Source organism: Stenotrophomonas sp. STEN054 (assembly GCF_056854535.1).
Map to the genome: position 1 here is coordinate 1 of NZ_JBXFWG010000067.1, position 17,441 is coordinate 17,441.

Sequence of the window (17,441 nt, forward strand, 5' to 3'; positions counted from 1 at the left end):
GGGGGGGGCGCGGGGGTGGGGCGGGGCTTACCTGGGGGGGGGGGGGGGGGGTGTGGGGGCGGGGCCCCCCGTGGTTGTGGGGGGGGGATTGCCCGGGCGAAGCCGGTCAGCGCCGCGCCCCCGGTAGCGCCGGGCCATGCCCGGCGGAAGCACCCTCGGTGCCGCGATGCCCGGCGGAAGGCCCACCACACGCCTCTGCGCCGCACGCGGTAGCATTCGCTTCCCCCTGCGTCCTTCCGTTTCCCGCCGATGCGCCTGCTGCTGGTCGAAGACAATCCGGATCTGGCCGATGCCATCATCCGCCGCATGCGCCGCAGCGGCCACGCGGTGGACTGGCAGGCCGACGGCCTGGCCGCCGCCAGCGTGCTGCGGTACCAGAGCTTCGACCTGGTGGTGCTGGATATCGGCCTGCCCAAGCTGGATGGCCTGCGTGTGCTGGCCGGCATGCGCGAGCGCGGCGACAGCACGCCGGTGCTGATGCTGACCGCACGCGATGGCATCGAAGACCGCGTGCAGGCACTGGACGTCGGTGCCGATGATTACCTCGGCAAACCCTTCGACTTCCGCGAATTCGAGGCGCGCTGCCGCGTGCTGCTGCGCCGTGCCCGCGGCCACGCCAGCGAGGTGGTGCAGATTGGTGGCTTCCAGTTCGACAACGCCGCACACCGCGTCAGCGTGGACGGCGAGCCGATCGAGCTGCCCAACCGCGAATACCGCCTGCTGGAAATCCTGGTCGGCCGCCTCGGCCAGGTGGTCGGCAAGGACGAGATCGGCAACGGCCTGTTCGGCTTCGACGACGAAGCCGGGCCGAATGCCATCGAGTTGTACATCGGTCGCCTGAGAAAGAAGCTCGCCGGTGCTCCGCTGCGCATCACCACCGTGCGGGGTGTCGGCTACCTGCTGGAAGAAGCCGGCGACGGCAGCAGCGATGGCGATGGCTGAGGTTCGTACTGCGGTCGCCGCGCCGGGTTCGCTGCGGCGCACCCTGTTGCTGTACCTGGGCACGCTGCTGGCGGTGTTCGCGGTGGCCCTGCTGTTTGCCGCGCGCGATTACGGCCAGCGCGCCGCCAACCGTTCCTACGACCACCTGCTGGTGTCCTCGGCGCTGTCCATCGCCGATTCGGTGGCGCTGGTCGATGGCCAGTGGCAGGTGGACCTGCCGTACGCCGCGCTGGACCTGCTGGCGATGGCGGCGGAGGACCGCGTGTTCTACCGGGTGGCCGACAGTCGCGGCAACCTCATCACCGGCTATGGCGACCTGCCCGCGCCACCGCGTCGGCCGGGTACGCAGCCGCAGCTGTTCGATGCGCCCTACAGTGGCGAGACCGTGCGCTTCGTGGTGGTCAGCCGCAGTTTCGCAGCCGCGTCCGCGCTGGGCGAAGTGCAGGTGCAGGTGGGACAGACCCGCCGCGCACGCGAGGCGCTGGCACAGGACATGGTCAACCGCGCGCTGCTGGCCATCGGCGTGTTGTCGCTGCTGCTGCTCGCGCTGGTGGCCTTTGGCGTGCACCGTGCGTTTCGCCCGCTGGTGCGGGTGGAACGCGAGCTGTCGCGGCGCGAGCCGTCCGACCTGAAGCCGCTGGATGCGCGCGTGCCGCGCGAGATGGACCAGATGGTCGCGGCGTTGAACCGCTTCATGGAGCGCCTGTCCAGCAGCAACGAGACGCTGCGTGCGTTCATGGCCGAGGCCGCGCACCAGATGCGCACGCCATTGGCCGCACTGCGCGCGCAGGCGCAGCTGGCACTTGACGACGACGACCCGGACGACATGCGGCGCAGCCTGCAGGCCATCGAGCGCAATGCCACGCACATGAGCCGCCTGCTCAACCAGCTGCTCAGCGATGCCAGCGTGATCCACCGTTCCAGCCTGCAGCGGTTTGCGGCCGTGGACCTGGCCGAAACCGTGCACCAGGCTCTGCATGAAGCACTGCCGCAGGCCGGCCCGGCGCCGCGCGTGCAGCTGGCGATGACCGCCGAGCCGGTGCAGGTGCATGGCGATGCGCTGCTGCTGCGCGAGGCGATCAAGAACCTGGTCGACAACGCGCTGAAGTACGGCGGCGACGGTCCGCTGCAGATCGCGCTGACCGTGGAAGGCGGGCAGGCGGTACTGACCATCGCCGATCACGGTGCCGGCATTGCCGCGGCCGACGCCGGGCGCGTGTTCGAGCGCTTCGCCCGTGGCGAGGGCGCACCGGCCGGTGGCGCCGGTCTGGGCCTGGCCATCGTCAAGCGCGTGGTTGACAGCCACGGCGGCCACATCGACCTGAGCAACCGGCCGCAGGGCGGCCTGGTCGCCACCATCCGCCTGCCCCGGAGCAGTTCATGATTCGCCTGTTCGCCACCGCCTTCGCCCTGCTGCTGGCGCTGCCGGTGCTGGCCGCGCCCGGCGATGTGCGCCGCTTCGCCGCGCAGGGCCCGGCCACCGCGCAGCTGCGCATCCACGGCAGCACCGACATCGAGGTGTTCGCGGTGGTCATCGCCGATTACCAGCGCCTGCACCCCGGCACCGAAGTGGTGTACGAGGACATCATTACCCAGGACCTGTATGCGCGGTACCTGCACGACCGTGCCGGCCCGGAGTCGCCGGACCTGCTGATTTCCAGCGGCATGGACCTGCAGACCAAGCTGGTGAACGACGGCCATGCGCTGCCGCACCGCTCGGCGCAGACCGCCGCGCTGCCGGCCTGGGCGCAGTGGCGCAGCGAGGCGTTCGGCATCAGCTACGAGCCGGTGGTGATGGTCTACAACACCCGCCGCCTGCCGGCCGCCAAGGCCCCGCATACGCGCCGCCAGCTGCTGGACCTGCTGCGCGCCGAGGGCACGCCGCTGCGCGGCAGGGTCGGCACCTACGATATCGAACGCAGCAGTGTGGGCTACCTGCTGGCCACCCAGGACGCACAGCGCGGCAGCATTGCCGGTGCGCTGCTGGGCGCGCTGGGTGACAACGCGGTGCTGCGCGAGGAGCGCACCGGCGTGCTGCTGGACAAGGTCGCCAGCGGTGAATTGTCGCTGGTCTACAACGTGCTGGGTTCGTACGCACAGGCACGCATCGATGGCGGCGCGCCGCTGGCCATCATCGAGCCGGAGGATTACACCCTGGTGGTGCTGCGTACGGCGGTGATCCCACGTACCGGGCCGCACCCGGAAGAGGCGCGCCGCTTCCTTGATTACCTGCTGTCGCCGCGTGGCCAGCAGGTGCTCTCACGCGAGGCACGGCTGATGCCGATCGTCACCGGCAACGCGCGCAGCGACGACGCGCCGGGGCGCAGCCGCCGCCCGATCCAGCTCGGCCCGGGCCTGCTGGTGTACCTGGATGCGCTGAAGCGCCGTCAGTTCCTCGATGCCTGGCGCAGCAGCGTAGAGCCGGGCGGGCGCTGACCTCGCCGGCCTGCACGTACAATGGCCCCATGAGCGAATACACCATCCTGATCGCCGATGACCACCCGCTGCTGCGTTCGGCGGTGGTGCAGTCGCTACGGCAGAGCCTGCCGCTGGCGCAGGTGCGCGAGGTAGCCAGCGCCGATGCCCTGGCCGAAGCTCTCGATGCACAGCCCGAGGTGGATCTGGTGCTGCTGGACCTGACCATGCCCGGTGCGCACGGCTTTTCCGCGCTGCTGCACGTGCGCGGCTCGCATCCGGACATCCCGGTGGTGATCCTTTCCTCCAACGATCACCCGCGGGTGATCCGCCGCGCCCAGCAGTTCGGTGCCGCCGGTTTCATCCCCAAGTCGGCCCCGGCCGAGACCATCGGCCAGGCGGTGCAGGCCGTGCTCGACGGCAGCCTGTGGTTCCCGGCGATGGCGCCAGAGCGCAGCGAATCCGACGCGCTGCTGGCTGCGCGCCTGGCCCAGCTCACCCCGCAGCAGTTCCGCGTGCTGCTGTGCCTGGCCGATGGCCTGCTCAACAAGCAGATCGCCTACGAACTGGGCCTGGCCGAGAACACGGTGAAGGTGCACGTGACCGCCATCCTGAAGAAGCTCGAGTGCCACAGCCGCACCCAGGCGGCAGTGCTGGTGAAGGCGCTCGAGCCGGAAGGCGACGCCGGCGCTGGGTTGGAACGTTGAAAATGGGCTGTTGACTGAACGGTGGATTGGTCAAACTAAGCTTGCTCCGAGCGCAATGCGCTTCGAACAATGGAATCTAGTCCGTCGTTGCGCGGCGACCAAGATAGCTCTCTGCGAGCGCTGGACGAGTCTGATACTAGGACAGACACATCGCCACTGCGCTGCTCTGCCTCAAGAACTGGGACTCTAGCGCCAGAAATTTGCTCGACTGCATGTAGCACTTCCCGAACAGAGTAGCCTCTTTCGGAGCCGCAGTTGAGGATCAATGAACTCCCTCCACGGTTCAAGTGATCGATTGCTCTCAGGTGAGCTGCTGCGATGTCATCGACATGAACGTAATCGCGAATTCCTGTGCCGTCAGGTGTTCGGAAATCCGTGCCGAATATGGTGACTGAACCTTGCCTTTCATTTGCGACCCGGCATGCCGCCATGACTAGATTCTTAGCATTCTTCCCGGGCCTGAAAAAATGCCCGGAAATGGTGGCGCCCGCTACGTTAAAGCACCTTAGCGATACGTACCTGAGGTCCGTTGCAAATGACACGTCCAGTAGGATCTGCTCGGCGATGAGCTTTGACATCCCATAGGGATTTGCGGGTCTCTTCGAATGAAGCTCGCCCACAGGAGTCTGGTCACAAGCAGAGCCATACACAGCGGCAGTTGACGTGAAAACGAATTTCGATACCCCGCAATCCTTGCAGCATGACAGAAGGTTGAGAGTCCCCGCTGTATTTTCCGAATAGTAGTAAAGAGGATCTAGTTTCGAGCCTGTGGCGTCAGTTCTTGCCGCCATGTGCACAACTGTTCCAATGGCAAATTCAGAGAGGATGCTCTTGACGAGGGTGTGATCTGAGATGCTGCCGATGACGAGGTGGGAATTCTCAACTCGTTTCGCTTTGCCAGTGCTTAAGTCATCCAGGACGACAACCGTAAAATTTCGGTCTAGCAGCTGATGGACTACGTGGCACCCTATGTATCCCGCGCCACCAGTGACAAGTATCGCTTCGCTCACGCGGCAATCTCTTCGGCTGATATCGAAAGATGCGGATCACTCGCGGATTCGCTGCTACGGGCATGTATCGCATAGCTGATGGGGAGTTGGTGCCTCCATAGTCTGAGATCTTGGTCGTATTGTAGATGTCCATCCGCTGAGAGCGTTTTTAACTCCTGAATTGACAGCTCACGCATGGAGTGCACGGATCCGTCTGCCGAGTGGCAAGAGACGAGTACTGAGGTTGGATGTCGATGATCGTCGCTGGATAGATGGACGCTGATACGTACAGTCCGGAAATAGATCAACCGCAGCTCCCAATCGGTTCTGTCCAGTAGTGATAGGGATGCGTCTGGCTCGTGTGGGGTCAGAGAGTCAGGTTGCACCGCGCGATTGCGGAAGCTCAGTCCGACGTATCTCTCGTACTCAGGTAGGGTGCGGATCGACCCCAAGCCAAATTTTCCTGGGTCGTTAGGGGTTGGATCTAGGGAAATTTCAAGCAAGGTTAGAGTCTTCTGCAGTGCTGCAAGTGATCGGCTCCGTGCAGACGTCTCAAGTGCCCCTTCGGATACCTGGGCTTCGCTATGGTCGTCCCACACTTTCTGAGCAAGGTTATGGTACTGATGCCATAGCATGGTTTCGTAGGGGTGGAAGAACTCATAGCCGTGTGTGAATGCTCTGAGTGACAGCGATATTTCTTCGGTGCAGAAAAATTGATCAGGATCGCTCATTACATCGCTGACAAAAGTACCATCGGAGAAGATGAATCCGCCTGCGATGAATTTAGCTCTGAATGCGACGCTTCCTTCGGGTCGGGGTGGGAGGCGGATTGATTTAAGCTTGACAACGCCGGTCGGAGAAAAGCATTCGAAGACAATTCCGCTGGTGTACTCTTGGCGGTCGAGAGGGTAGGTGGCTGGGTTGAAATCAGGAGGGTGTCCGGTTATGAGTGGCTTCGGGGTGTGTGATCGAAGTAACTCAAGGAGGTCTCCCATCTTTACATCCCACTGATCTGAAAACCGGTGGTGTGAATCGATCTGCAGATTGTAGGTTTCGCCGCGATATCGGCTCTGAGCCAGATGTCTAGCCCAGCCACACCCCTTTGAGTGAGAGTAATGAACGTCGATCACATCAATGGTTGCGCCATTTTTATGATAGATATGGACTGGGTAGATTCCGCCCACTTCAGTCTCTCTGTATTCAAGGCCAACGGATGCTAATCCCGGAGTGCCTTCCTCAGTCCCATGCTGCCAGCATATGGAGATGTGCAACAGGCCGGGAAATGATGCTGTCTCTATCATGTCCAGTAGAGTGGGTAGAAGTTGAGGGTCTCTGTAGCTAGGTATCTGGACAAATATGGATTTGCCTCGGTTCATGTTCCGCCTCTACTTTCTCTGCTGCTCTACTGGGTATGGTTTTTTTGAACTAGTCGTTCAGTTTCCGCTTATTGAGTTTATCGATGGGTCGGTGGAGAATATGAATCTGTTCTCATATGTTCCTCCGACGTTTTCAAGTGACTCGACGTAGCTGTACATTGGGGAGGATCGGTCTGCGGCGAGCCGGTTGTTCCAAGCCTCATGCTGATCTTCGCTTTGCGTGCGCGCCATACCAATACAGATACTAAGGCCGCACGATAGCTGTTCAAGAATTCCGTCTTTTCCGATTGCACGCGTCAACGATGCACGGTAGTGCTCCGCCAGATCTTGTGCTTCTGGGCTGGAAGCAGCTTCCTGGGTGATTTTCGATATTGCGCTCGACATGCTGCGGTTTGATTGCAATAGGTCCTGAGCTTCCTGGCTTGAGATTCCTTGGTTGAATATGAAGTCGGATTCGCTAGGAAGGTGTTGCGCTGATTTTGTTTGGATGCCATGAGCTTGTGTTGAAGAGAGCTCGTCAGCTGTGCGCAAAGCGCTGTTTTTTCTCGCGATCTCTTCTTTTGTATTATTCGAATCGACGTCAGGGTGCGCTGATTTTTCTAAGGATGTTGAGTCTGAAGTGGGCTTGTGGTCATTCGAGCAGCTTGCTAGCGATGCTGAGAGTAAAATTGCTAAAAGAAGTTTGATGGAATTTTGCGGTTGCAAGAATAATGGCGGCACAGTCATGACTATTCCTTTGTTTGGAATTTTGGTTTTTTACATTCCGCATGCATGCGGATTTTGATTGCAGTCCGGTGGCCGAGTCGGGTTGATGACAGTGTTGACTCGTCCTCCGCAGCAGTCGGTGACTGCCCAGTTTCCCGCTGTGTCTACATTGACGACGCAGGTGTTTGTGCACCTGTATCTGACCCCGTTAAAAACGGTTTCGCTCGCTGCCTTAACATCGCCTGCTGCGATTGACAGGGCTGCTGCAACAACGAGCCCGCTAGCTGTCCGATATTCCATTTTATTGCCCCTTTGTGATTAATGGAGTGCCTGCGTGTGAATTATCTGATTTCTATGAGTTCGATCAGTAGGTGAAGTCTGATTCTGTCTTAGGGGCAATACCGTGTGGTGTGTCACGGTAGTTCTATATTTGAAACTATTCCTAAAAGGCTCTGGTCGAGCGCTTGCGTCCCGAGCTTTTGCTGCATGTGCCGTGTGCTAGGCAGAGCTTCTGATGTCGTCCAGCAGGCCGGGCTGCAATGCGGCTACGGCCAGAGTTAGCTCAATGTCAGGTTCTAGAGTGCACTTGGTTGGAGCTCCTCAACGCGCTATATGTAGATGAGCGCATGGCCGATGAGATCGCGTGGAGCTTCCTGCTGGATGCTTGGAGCATCTTTTGTTGCAGGCTCTATTGCATGATCCCGAACAGGCGAATGACCGCCTGCAGCAGCTGCTCGCTGCACCCGCACAGCTGCGGGAATGGGAGTTCCAGATGGAATACGACCTCGACTGGGCTATGGCCCAGCCCGAGCTGGACCTGCCGCTGCATAATCCGCGGGTCAACTGATCCCTGTAGAGCCGAGCCCACGCTCGGCTGATTCCTGTCAGGCGCTGAGGGAACGCAGATCGATGCAGGGACGCATGCGCTCCGTGCCATCCCACTCGGCAGGCAGTCCCACGCTGGCGAAGGCGTCGACGATGGCCTGGCCGATCTGCTCCATGGCGGCGCTGTCGGGCGGGCCCCAGAAGCCAATGGACAGATCACTGGTGCGCTTGGCGCGCTTCATGTCATCGCCGGAATAGAAGCAGAACCCTTTGAGGCCTGCATCTGTGCCGCCGCGCTGCCAGAAAAGTTCATTGGTGTCATCGGCAGCGTCGTCAGGTGTATCGCCGCACCCAGCAGTGGCGACGATGCCTGCGGCTTCCAGCACTGCAAATGCCGCATCGATCCTGGCTCGCGCCAGCTTCCACGCAGCAGCGGACATCTTCCGGTCCGGCTTGCGCACGATGACCTTGGGAAGGGCATGGCCGGTCAGCGCGGAAAGCAAGGCCTTCACCTGCGGTGACCAGGCGTTTTCCACGATGTGGTTGCCATGCGCGTCGCGCACATCCGGCTGTGCACCGGCATCGATCAGCAGCTGCACCGCCTCGGGCCCTGCCGGCGAAAACTCTGCCGCCAGGTACAGCGCTGTGCGTCCGCCCGCGCCGATGTGCTCCAGCGAGCTACCCGCATCGATCAGCAGGCGCAGGGTGGCCAGGGCGCTTTCCATCGGTGCGCAATCCAGGCTGGATGCGGCCCTTTCCAGTGCGGTGAACCCAAAGGCATCCACTGCGTGCACGTCTGCGCCAGCAGCGAGAAGCGCCGCTGTGGTCTGGGCATCGGCAGCCCACGCGGCGGCAAACAGATCAGCGGGAGTTTCCGTCTTCAGGGGTGTTGGCATGGTCGGCCGTCCTGGCACAGGTAGGGGTGTCGATTGTAGGCAATGCAGCCGAGCATGGGCTCGGCTCTACAACGAGCGGAGCAATGCAGTCGAGCAAGCTCGACGCTACCCCCGATGCCGCAACAGCATCTGCGTCATCAACGCGCGCAGCGCCGGTGGCCGCACCGGTTTGGGCAGGAAGCCCCAGCCTTGTTCGGCGGCATGCGCCTTCAGCGCGTCATCGCGCTCGGCGGTCACCAGGATCACCGGCGGCCGCGCCTGCCACAGCGTGCACAGCGCTTCGTAAAGATCCGGTCCGTGCCATTGCCCCATGCGCACGTCCAGCAGCAGCAACTGCGGCACGTTCAGTGCGCTGGCGATCTCCAGCGCGCCGTGCGGGCCATCGGCCAGCTCCACGTTGCAGCCCCAGCGCTCCAGCAGGGCGCGGGTCGCCGCGCACACGCGCGGGTCGTCATCGATGCTCCAGACCCGGCACTGGCGCAGCGGGCTGTCGTCGGACGGTTCGGCGGCCAGCACGGGCGGCGGTGCCGGCGCGGCCACATCGTCGGCGCGCCCCAGCGCCACGCTCACCGCGAACACGCTGCCCTTGCCCAAGGTGGAGCGCAGGCTGATGCGGTGGCCGAGCAGGCGGCCGATGCGCTCGACGATGGCCAGGCCCAGGCCGGCGCCGCGTTCCTGTTCGACGCCATCGTTCAAGCGGCGGAACTCCTCGAAGATCTCGCCCTGCAGGCTTTCCGGAATGCCCGGGCCCTGGTCGTGCACTTCGATGCGCAGCTGGTCGCCCACGCGCCGGCAGCCGATCAGCACGCGCCCGCGCGGGGTGTAGCGCAGTGCGTTGGACAGGAAGTTCTGCAGGATGCGGCGCAGCAGTGCTTCATCGCTGACCACTACCGCGCGGGTGTCGACCCAGTGCAGCTGCAGGCCACGGCTCTGCGCGGCAATGCCGAACTCGCGGGCCAGGGTTTCCAGCAGCGGCGACAGCGCGAAGGCGCGCACGCGGGTCTGCAGGGAGCCTGATTCCAGCCGCGAGATGTCCAGCAGGCTATTGAGGATGGCGTCCTGCGCGGCCAGCGCGGCATCGACGTGCTCGCTCAGTTCGCGCGCTTCGCCACTCAGCCGCGCGCGCAGCACCGAAACGAACATGCGCGCGGCATTCAGCGGCTGCAGCAGGTCGTGCACCGCCGAGGCGACGAAGCGGGTCTTGTAGCGGTTGGCCTGCACGGCCTCGCGGCGTGCTTCTTCCAGGTCATGGGTGCGCTCGGCCACGCGATGTTCCAGCGCGTCGGCCAGCGAGCGCAGTTCACGCGCGGCGTTCTTGTAGCTGGTGATGTCCGCATAGCTGGTGACGAAGCCGCCGTCGGGCAGGGGATTGCCGCGGATCTCCAGCACCGTGCCGTCGTCCTTCTCGCTTTCGCGCATGTGCGGGCGGCCGCTGCGCAGGTGGTTCAGGCGGCGCTCGATGGCATCGTCGATGGGCCCGGGACCGAGCAGGCCACGGCGGGCGTTGAAGCGGAACAGCTCCTCGATCGGCCGGCCCACCCGCACCAGCCCCTGCGGGAAGCGGAACAGTTCGATGTAGCGCGAATTCCATGCCACCAGGCGCAGTTCGCGGTCGATGATGACCACGCCCTGCGGCAGGTGTTCGAGGCTGCGGCTGAGCCCGCTGTCGGCGTCGGTGGCGGCCTGCAGCAGGCCATCCTGGGCGGTGCGCAGTTCCTGCGCGTGCTGCTTGAGCAGGGTTTCAAGTTCGCTGCGGCTGCGCTGGCGGTGCCGCGACAGGCGCCGGCGCTGCTGCACGAACAGCACCAGGAAGCCCAGTGCCAGCCAAACCGCGGCACCGGCCATGGCCGCAGCGCGGCCCGCGCTGGACGCACCGCCGGCATCGTGCAGCAGGTGCAGGCTCCAGTCCTCGTCGGGTAGCGGCAGGGTCTGCCACAGCATCGCCTGCGGCAGCGCCGGGTCGAGCAGGCGCACCATGCGCCCGCCATCGGCCAGCACGTCTTCGGTGCGCACACGCAGCGGCTGCAGCGAACGGTCGGCGTACTGGCGGGCATCGAGCATCTCGCGGCGCTCGTCGGCCCCCAGTGGGCGCAGCAGGCGGTAGCGCCACTCATCGCGGTTGGCCAGGAACACCACGTCGTGGTTGTCGCTGGCCAGCACCACGTCGGGGCTGCCCAGCCATTCCTGTTCCAGCGCCGACAGCTCGATCTTGATGACGATCACGCCGATGCGCTGGCCGTCGCCATCGACGATCGCCTCGGACATGAAGTAGCCCGGCACGCCGGTGGTCATGCCGATGCCGTAGAAACGACCACGGCCGTGCGCCAGCGCCTGCTGGTAGTAAGGGCGGTAGGCGTAGTCCTCGCCGACATTGGTCGAGGGCTGGTCGAAGTTGCTGGCCGCCACGGCCACGCCATTGCGGCCGACCAGGGTCAGGGTCGAGGTACGGGTGACCTGGTTGGCGCGCTGCAGCTTGAGGTTCAGGCGCTGCGTTGCGGCGGGTGCCAGCGGCGCGCGCAGCGCCTGCAGCAGGTCCGGGTCCAGCGCCATCACCTGCGGCAGGGTGCCGAAGCGGTCAATGCGCTGCTGCAGGCCCTGGCCGTACAGCTGCAGCTGGCGCTGCACCTGGTTGCTTTCGGCAGCCAGGGCGCGGCGCCACGCGAAGTGGCCGGCGGCGATCGCGCACAGCACGGTGCCACCGACCATCACCGCGATGGTCAGCAACAGCATCCGGTGGCGGCTGAGCCAGTACATGGGCGCAGTCTACGCAGGGCCGGCGGGCGTGGCATGCACGCCCGCCGGTTTCTGGTCCGTGGAAGGGATCAGAAGTGCATCTGCGCGCGCAGTTCGAAGATTTCCGGGGTGCTGTGCACGCCACGGCGGCTTGCATCAGCCTTCACGTAGTTCGCCTGGAACTTGAAGTGGCTGGTCAGGTACCAGTTGGCGCCTACGGTCAGGTCGTGCTGGCGGCCGCCGAGGATGCTGCCATCGTCCAGGTCGATGCGGCTGTAGCGGGCCAGCAGCTCGACCGCGCCGTAGCTGTGGGCCGGCTTGATGTTGGCCACCGCACCCGCGCTGTACGGGCGCGATTCGCCGGTCAGCACCCAGCTGGCCATGGCGTACTGGCCGCTGCCGGTGTAGTCGGGCAGGCCCTTGCGGGTCACCGTGGCCTGCAGGGCTTCACCCTGCAGCGAGAACGGACCGCGGATCCAGATGCCCTCCAGGCCGGTGCGGCGGATCTGGTCGGCGGTGACCAGCGCACCGGAGTCGACCAGGCGGATGTCGGTCAGGCCGGCTTCCGGGCGCGCACGCAGGCGGGCACTGGCTTCGTGGTGCACGTCGCGGCCGTCGCGATAGCCGCGAGGGCTTTCCTGCGAATAGGCCAGGCCCAGGTGGACGACGTCGCCCGGTGCCTTCACCGGGGTCCAGACCGCACGCACGGCCTGCATGGTGCCCGGGTTGTCACCCTGCAGGTCCTTGCCGCCGTAGGCGCCGGCCTGCAGCAGGTACTGTGGGCGTTCCAGCACCCACTCGGCACCGGTGCGGCGGGCGGCGTAGAAGGCCTGCACGGGCAGGGCGACTTCGGTGAAGCTGCCGGCGCGCGAGGAGGTGTTGCCGTCCAGGCCGACCGGGGTCTTCATGTAGCCGAAGCGGAAGCGGCCGACATCACGGCCGAAGAAGGCCTTGCTCTCGAAGCGCACGAACACGTCCAGCCAGGTATCGGACTGGAAGTCGTAGTACACCATCGCGTCGTACACGCCCTTCTTCTTCAGGGTCGCGCCGAATTCCTTGCGGCGCACCGCGTCAGCATCCTCGATGCCGCTGGCCGAGGAAAAGTCGTTGTAGTCGTAGGCGATGTTGCCGGTGGCGGCCAGTTCGGTGCCATCGCTGAAGGCGTACTTGGTCGGCCAGTTGTCGAAATCGGCGGCGGAGGCCAAGGCGGGCAGGGCGGCCAGCGACAGGGCCAGCAGGGTCGGAATGGGGCGCATGGTGGTGCGGCTCTCTCTCTCGGAATGCGTGTGGACAGGACAACAACGGCCGCGATGGCCGGAACTTGCGCAAGGGTCTGCCCAATGGTTCAGGTCGGGCCACCGGGGTCTCCGGCAATGCGCGGTGCGGCGCCAGTGTAGGCACCCAAGCCACCTGAACCGGGGGGGCTAGTACCAATAGGTTATCTGCGGCGGCGTGCCCTGCGCGTACAAAGGCGTCCATTGGTTGCACCTCCAGGCACACCGTGCCGGGCCTGCAGCCAGTTCCACGGAGGCGGTCCCTGCGCAGCAGGGATCGTTCGCGTCAGAACTCTCCCCTTCCGGAGTCCGCCATGCACATCCCGACCACCCCGGCGCTGCCCAGCAAGCCGCTGCCGATCTACCGCCAGCTGTATTTCCAGGTGATCGTGGCGATCATCCTGGGCGCCCTCCTCGGCCACTACGAGCCGATGATCGGCGAGAAGATGAAGCCGCTGGGCGATGCCTTCATCAACCTGGTGAAGATGATCATCGCGCCGGTCATCTTCCTGACCATCGTCACCGGCATCGCCAGCATGACCCACCTGCGCACGGTGGGCCGGGTGTTCGCCAAGTCGATGGCGTACTTCCTGTTCTTCTCCACCCTGGCCCTGATCGTCGGCATGATCGTGGCGCACGTGGTGCAGCCCGGCGCGGGCATGAACATCAACCCGGCCGAGCTGGACCAGACCGCGGTCCACAGCTACGTCGAGAAGTCGCATGACCTGACCCTGGTCGGCTTCCTGATGGACGTCATCCCGAAGACGCTGGTCAGTGCCTTCGTCGATGGCAACATCCTGCAGGTGCTGTTCGTGGCCGTGCTGTTCGGCATCGCCCTGGCCTCGGTGGGTGAGAAGGGCAAGCCAGTGCTGAACTTCCTGGAGGCGCTGGTCGCCCCGGTCTTCAAGCTGGTGCACATCCTGATGAAGGCGGCCCCGATTGGTGCCTTTGGTGCCATCGCCTTCACGATCGGCAAGTACGGCGTCGGTTCGCTGATCAACCTGGCCTGGCTGGTGGGTTCGTTCTACCTGACCGCCTTCCTGTTCGTGGCCGTCATCCTCGGCGTGGTCTGCCGCCTGTGCGGCTTCTCGGTGTTCAAGCTGGCCCGTTACCTGAAGGCCGAGCTGCTGCTGGTGTTGGGCACTTCATCCTCCGAATCGGCGCTGCCGTCGCTGATGGAGAAGATGGAACGCGCCGGCTGCAGCAAGTCGGTGGTCGGCCTGGTGGTCCCCACCGGCTACTCGTTCAACCTGGACGGCACCAACATCTACATGACCCTGGCCGCGCTGTTCATCGCCCAGGCCACCAACACCGAACTGACCCTGGGCCACCAGATCGCGCTGCTGCTGGTTGCCATGCTCAGCTCCAAGGGCGCGGCCGGCGTCACCGGTGCCGGCTTCATCACCCTGGCCGCCACCCTGGCCGTGGTGCCGGAAGTGCCGGTGGCCGGCATGGCGCTGATCCTGGGCGTGGACCGCTTCATGAGCGAATGCCGCTCGCTGACCAACTTCATCGGCAATGCGGTGGCCACGGTGGTGGTGTCGCGCTGGGAAGGCGCGCTGGACCGTGACCGCCTGAAGCTGGCGCTGGACGGCCGCAAGAGCGAGCTGCCGCCGCCGGTCGATGCCATGCCGGAGGCTCTGCCCGCCAAGGGCTGACACAGGTGTGTGGTACCGCGGGGCCGGTCACGTCAGTGACGCGGCCCCGCAACGTTTCAAGGCGACCCATGGCTGTCATGGGCAACGTCGAAGCGGGTCCCTGGACTATTCGCATACGGCACGGAATTGTGCGGTCGCAGCATGGTTGCGACAGGATTGCGACAGGTCCAGGCCCTCCAACGGGGGTATCATCCCCTGTCCCCCTTGCCCATTCATTAATCCACGTCGATGTCCAACGAAGATTTCAAACAGGCCGCCCTCGATTACCACCGGATGTCCCCGCCGGGCAAGATCAAGGTCTCTGCAACCAAGCCCATGCTGACACAGCGCGACCTGTCGCTGGCGTATTCGCCGGGCGTTGCGTACGCCTGTGAAGCGATCAAGGCCGACCCGCAGCAGGCCAGCGAGCTGACCGCGCGCGGCAACCTGGTGGCGGTCATCTCCAACGGCACCGCGGTGCTGGGCCTGGGCAACATCGGCGCACTGGCCGGCAAGCCGGTGATGGAAGGCAAGGGCGTGCTGTTCCAGAAGTTCGCCGGCATCGATGTGTTCGACATCGAAGTGGACGAGACCGACCCGGACAAGCTGGTCGACATCATCGCCTCGCTGGAGCCGACCTTCGGCGGCATCAACCTGGAAGACATCAAGGCCCCGGAATGCTTCGTGGTCGAGCGCAAGCTGCGCGAGCGCATGAAGATCCCGGTGTTCCATGACGACCAGCACGGCACGGCGATCATCGTCGGTGCCGCGGTGCTCAACGCCATGGCCATCACCGGCAAGAAGATCGAAGAAGTGAAGCTGGCGACCACGGGCATGGGCGCGGCCGGCATTTCCTGCGTGAACATGCTGGTGCAGCTGGGTCTGAAGCCGGAGAACATCCTGGCCTTCGACCGCGAGGGCGTCATCCACACCGGCCGTACCGACCTGGACCCGGAAAAGCAGCGCTATGCGCGCGACACCGACAAGCGCACCCTGGCCGAGATCGTCGACGGCGCGGACATCTTCCTGGGCCTGTCGGCGCCGGGCATCCTGACCGCCGAGATGGTCAAGACCATGGCGCCGGATCCGGTGATCTTCGCCCTGGCCAACCCGACCCCGGAAATCATGCCGGAACTGGCGCGCGCCGCCCGTCCGGACGCGATCATCGGCACCGGCCGTTCGGACTACCCGAACCAGGTCAACAACGTGCTGTGCTTCCCGTACCTGTTCCGCGGCGCGCTGGACGTCGGCGCCACCGCGATCAACGAGGAAATGAAGATCGCCTGCGTGCGCGCCATCGCCGCGCTGGCCCGCCGTGCGGCCACCGACATGGGCTCGGCCTATGGCGGGGACACCCCGAGCTTCGGCCGTGAATACCTGATCCCGCGCCCGTTCGACCGCCGCCTGCTGGTGGAACTGTCGGCCGCCGTGGCCCAGGCCGCGATGGATTCGGGCGTGGCCGCCCGTCCGATCGCCGACATGGGCGCCTACCGCGACAAGCTGGCCCAGTTCGTCTACCGCACCAGCCTGATGATGAAGCCGGTCTACGACCGCGCGCGCAACGACAAGCAGCGCGTGGTCTACGCCGAAGGCGAAGAAGAAGTGGTGCTGCAGGCGGTGCAGAACGTGGTCGACGAAGGCCTGGCGCATCCGATCCTGATCGGCCGCCCGGACGTCATCGAATCGCGCATCGAGCGTCTCGGCCTGCGCCTGAAGGTCGGCGAGAACATTGAAGTCACCAACATCAATGACGACCCGCGCTTCAACGAATACTGGCAGTACTACCACGGCCTGACCGGCCGCCGCGGCGTGACCGTGGCCGCGGCGAAGAACCTGATGCGTTCGCGCCCGACCCTGATTGCTGCCGTGATGGTCGCCCGTGGCGAAGCCGATGCGATGCTGACGGGCATCGTTGGCCGCTTCCACAAGAAGCTGGGCTACGTGCGCAGCGTGCTGCCGCTGGAATCGAAGGTCACCTCGACTTCGGCCATGACCGGCGTGATCAACCAGCAGGGTGTGTTCTTCTTCGTGGACACCCACGTGCAGGAAGACCCGACCGCCGAGCAGCTGTGCGAAGCGACCCTGCAGGCGGCGTACCGCATGAAGCTGTTCGGCATCGAGCCGAAGGTGGCGCTGCTGTCGCACTCCAACTTCGGCAGCCACGATTCGAAGGATGCGCTGAAGATGCGCCAGGTGCGCGAGATGCTGCTCAAGCGCAACCCGCGTCTGAACGTGGACGGCGAAATGCAGGGCGACACTGCGTGGGACGAAGCCCTGCGCCAGAAGCTGCTGCCGGGCTCGACCCTGCAGGGCCGTGCCAACCTGTTCGTGCTGCCGAACCTGGAAGCGGCCAACATCGCCTACAACCTGGTGCGTGTGTTCACCGACGGCGTGGCGATCGGTCCGATCCTGATGGGCGTGAACAAGCCGGTGCACATCCTTACCACCAGCGCGACCTCGCGCCGCGTGCTGAACATGACCGCGATCGCCGCGGTGGATGCGCAGATCCGCAAGCAGCTGGAAGCGGAAAAGAAGGCGTAAGCCTTCGTTCCCGCGACAGCTGCAGAAACGCGCCCCACGGGGCGCGTTTCTGTTTCCGCTCAGCGGAAACTGGATCGGGTAGCGCCGGGCCATGCCCGGCGAGCGCGCAGCGCGGCAAGTTTCTGTTTCCGCGCAGCGCAAACCGGATCGGGTAGCGCCGGGCCATGCCCGGCGAGCGCGCAGCGCGGCAAGTTTCTGTTTCCGCGCAGCGCAAACCGGATCGGGTAGCGCCGGGCCATGCCCGGCGAGCGCGCAGCGCGGCAAGTTTCTGTTTCCGCGCAGCGCAAACCGGATCGGGTAGCGCCGGGCCATGCCCGGCGAGCGCGCAGCGCGGCAAGTTTCTGTTTCCGCGCAGCGCAAACCGGATCGGGTAGCGCCGGGCCATGCCCGGCGAGCGCGCA

The 17,441-nt window shown here is 64.6% G+C and carries 14 protein-coding genes; 7 read left to right on the top strand and 7 right to left on the bottom strand.

From position 1 onward, the window contains the following. Positions 1 to 249: 249 nt before the first annotated feature. From AC1VXD_RS18285 to AC1VXD_RS18300, 4 genes are read left to right on the top strand one after another with little or no spacing between them, the layout of a single operon-like run. On the top strand, positions 250 to 942 hold the full coding sequence (locus tag AC1VXD_RS18285; protein ID WP_482993238.1) for a response regulator: 693 nt from the start codon (positions 250 to 252) through the stop codon (positions 940 to 942). After that, complete coding sequence (locus AC1VXD_RS18290; RefSeq protein ID WP_482993239.1) at positions 935 to 2,326, top strand: sensor histidine kinase N-terminal domain-containing protein; 1,392 nt, start codon at positions 935 to 937, stop codon at positions 2,324 to 2,326. Before AC1VXD_RS18285 ends, AC1VXD_RS18290 begins: the two co-directional genes overlap by 8 nt. After that, positions 2,323 to 3,378 (top strand): ABC transporter substrate-binding protein, encoded by a 1,056-nt coding sequence (locus AC1VXD_RS18295; protein WP_482993240.1) that lies wholly within the window; start codon positions 2,323 to 2,325, stop codon positions 3,376 to 3,378. Before AC1VXD_RS18290 ends, AC1VXD_RS18295 begins: the two co-directional genes overlap by 4 nt. Positions 3,379 to 3,407: 29 nt before the next feature. Then, complete coding sequence (locus tag AC1VXD_RS18300; protein WP_150453208.1) at positions 3,408 to 4,064, top strand: response regulator; 657 nt, start codon at positions 3,408 to 3,410, stop codon at positions 4,062 to 4,064. Positions 4,065 to 4,099: 35 nt separating this feature from the next. On the opposite strand, the gene galE is transcribed toward AC1VXD_RS18300, so the two are convergent. From galE to AC1VXD_RS18315, 3 genes are read right to left on the bottom strand one after another with little or no spacing between them, the layout of a single operon-like run. Beyond that, positions 4,100 to 5,074, bottom strand: coding sequence for a UDP-glucose 4-epimerase GalE (gene galE / locus AC1VXD_RS18305; protein WP_482993241.1), 975 nt, complete (start codon positions 5,072 to 5,074; stop codon positions 4,100 to 4,102). Continuing rightward, entirely contained in the window at positions 5,071 to 6,429 is a 1,359-nt protein-coding gene (locus tag AC1VXD_RS18310) for a GlcNAc-transferase family protein (protein WP_482993242.1), read from the bottom strand. Before AC1VXD_RS18310 ends, galE begins: the two co-directional genes overlap by 4 nt. A 57-nt stretch (positions 6,430 to 6,486) precedes the next feature. Further along, positions 6,487 to 7,155 carry a hypothetical protein gene (locus AC1VXD_RS18315; RefSeq protein WP_482993243.1) on the bottom strand — a complete coding sequence of 223 codons (669 nt, stop codon included), beginning with the start codon at positions 7,153 to 7,155 and terminating at the stop codon, positions 6,487 to 6,489. A gap of 670 nt (positions 7,156 to 7,825) precedes the next feature. On the opposite strand from AC1VXD_RS18315, the gene AC1VXD_RS18320 reads away from it, so the two are divergent. Continuing rightward, positions 7,826 to 7,981, top strand: a complete 156-nt coding sequence (locus tag AC1VXD_RS18320) for a hypothetical protein (protein ID WP_482993244.1) — start codon at positions 7,826 to 7,828, stop codon at positions 7,979 to 7,981. 37 nt (positions 7,982 to 8,018) lie between these two features. Here the strand turns inward: AC1VXD_RS18320 and AC1VXD_RS18325 are convergent, their stop codons facing one another. The 3 genes from AC1VXD_RS18325 to AC1VXD_RS18335 form a co-directional block, all read right to left on the bottom strand. Then, the gene (locus tag AC1VXD_RS18325; RefSeq protein ID WP_482993245.1) at positions 8,019 to 8,855 is read right to left on the bottom strand and encodes a DUF6891 domain-containing protein; all 837 of its coding nucleotides are present in this window, start codon (positions 8,853 to 8,855) and stop codon (positions 8,019 to 8,021) included. Between the two features lie 105 nt (positions 8,856 to 8,960). Continuing rightward, positions 8,961 to 11,609, bottom strand: a complete 2,649-nt coding sequence (locus AC1VXD_RS18330; RefSeq protein ID WP_482993246.1) for a hybrid sensor histidine kinase/response regulator — start codon at positions 11,607 to 11,609, stop codon at positions 8,961 to 8,963. 68 nt (positions 11,610 to 11,677) lie between these two features. After that, positions 11,678 to 12,844, bottom strand: coding sequence for an OprO/OprP family phosphate-selective porin (locus AC1VXD_RS18335; RefSeq protein ID WP_482993247.1), 1,167 nt, complete (start codon positions 12,842 to 12,844; stop codon positions 11,678 to 11,680). Between the two features lie 332 nt (positions 12,845 to 13,176). On the opposite strand from AC1VXD_RS18335, the gene AC1VXD_RS18340 reads away from it, so the two are divergent. Next, positions 13,177 to 14,520: a dicarboxylate/amino acid:cation symporter gene (locus AC1VXD_RS18340; RefSeq protein ID WP_482993248.1), complete on the top strand. Its 1,344-nt coding sequence runs from the start codon at positions 13,177 to 13,179 to the stop codon at positions 14,518 to 14,520. Between the two features lie 228 nt (positions 14,521 to 14,748). Continuing rightward, complete coding sequence (locus AC1VXD_RS18345; protein WP_079223212.1) at positions 14,749 to 17,040, top strand: NADP-dependent malic enzyme; 2,292 nt, start codon at positions 14,749 to 14,751, stop codon at positions 17,038 to 17,040. A gap of 59 nt (positions 17,041 to 17,099) precedes the next feature. Here the strand turns inward: AC1VXD_RS18345 and AC1VXD_RS18350 are convergent. Next, positions 17,100 to 17,441, bottom strand: a 342-nt coding sequence (locus tag AC1VXD_RS18350; RefSeq protein WP_482993249.1) for a hypothetical protein, incomplete at its 5' end; no start/stop codon positions are given.

Excerpts from the sequence above, each read along its gene's own strand:
- AC1VXD_RS18285 (WP_482993238.1), top strand. The coding sequence starts at position 250 with ATGCGCCTGCTGCTGGTCGAAGACAATCCGGATCTGGCCGATGCCATC.
- AC1VXD_RS18345 (WP_079223212.1), top strand. The coding sequence starts at position 14,749 with ATGTCCAACGAAGATTTCAAACAGGCCGCCCTCGATTACCACCGGATG.
- AC1VXD_RS18330 (WP_482993246.1), bottom strand. The coding sequence starts at position 11,609 with ATGTACTGGCTCAGCCGCCACCGGATGCTGTTGCTGACCATCGCGGTG.
- AC1VXD_RS18325 (WP_482993245.1), bottom strand. The coding sequence starts at position 8,855 with ATGCCAACACCCCTGAAGACGGAAACTCCCGCTGATCTGTTTGCCGCC.
- AC1VXD_RS18290 (WP_482993239.1), top strand. The coding sequence starts at position 935 with ATGGCTGAGGTTCGTACTGCGGTCGCCGCGCCGGGTTCGCTGCGGCGC.
- AC1VXD_RS18340 (WP_482993248.1), top strand. The coding sequence starts at position 13,177 with ATGCACATCCCGACCACCCCGGCGCTGCCCAGCAAGCCGCTGCCGATC.
- AC1VXD_RS18310 (WP_482993242.1), bottom strand. The coding sequence starts at position 6,429 with ATGAACCGAGGCAAATCCATATTTGTCCAGATACCTAGCTACAGAGAC.
- AC1VXD_RS18300 (WP_150453208.1), top strand. The coding sequence starts at position 3,408 with ATGAGCGAATACACCATCCTGATCGCCGATGACCACCCGCTGCTGCGT.
- AC1VXD_RS18295 (WP_482993240.1), top strand. The coding sequence starts at position 2,323 with ATGATTCGCCTGTTCGCCACCGCCTTCGCCCTGCTGCTGGCGCTGCCG.
- AC1VXD_RS18315 (WP_482993243.1), bottom strand. The coding sequence starts at position 7,155 with ATGACTGTGCCGCCATTATTCTTGCAACCGCAAAATTCCATCAAACTT.
- AC1VXD_RS18335 (WP_482993247.1), bottom strand. The coding sequence starts at position 12,844 with ATGCGCCCCATTCCGACCCTGCTGGCCCTGTCGCTGGCCGCCCTGCCC.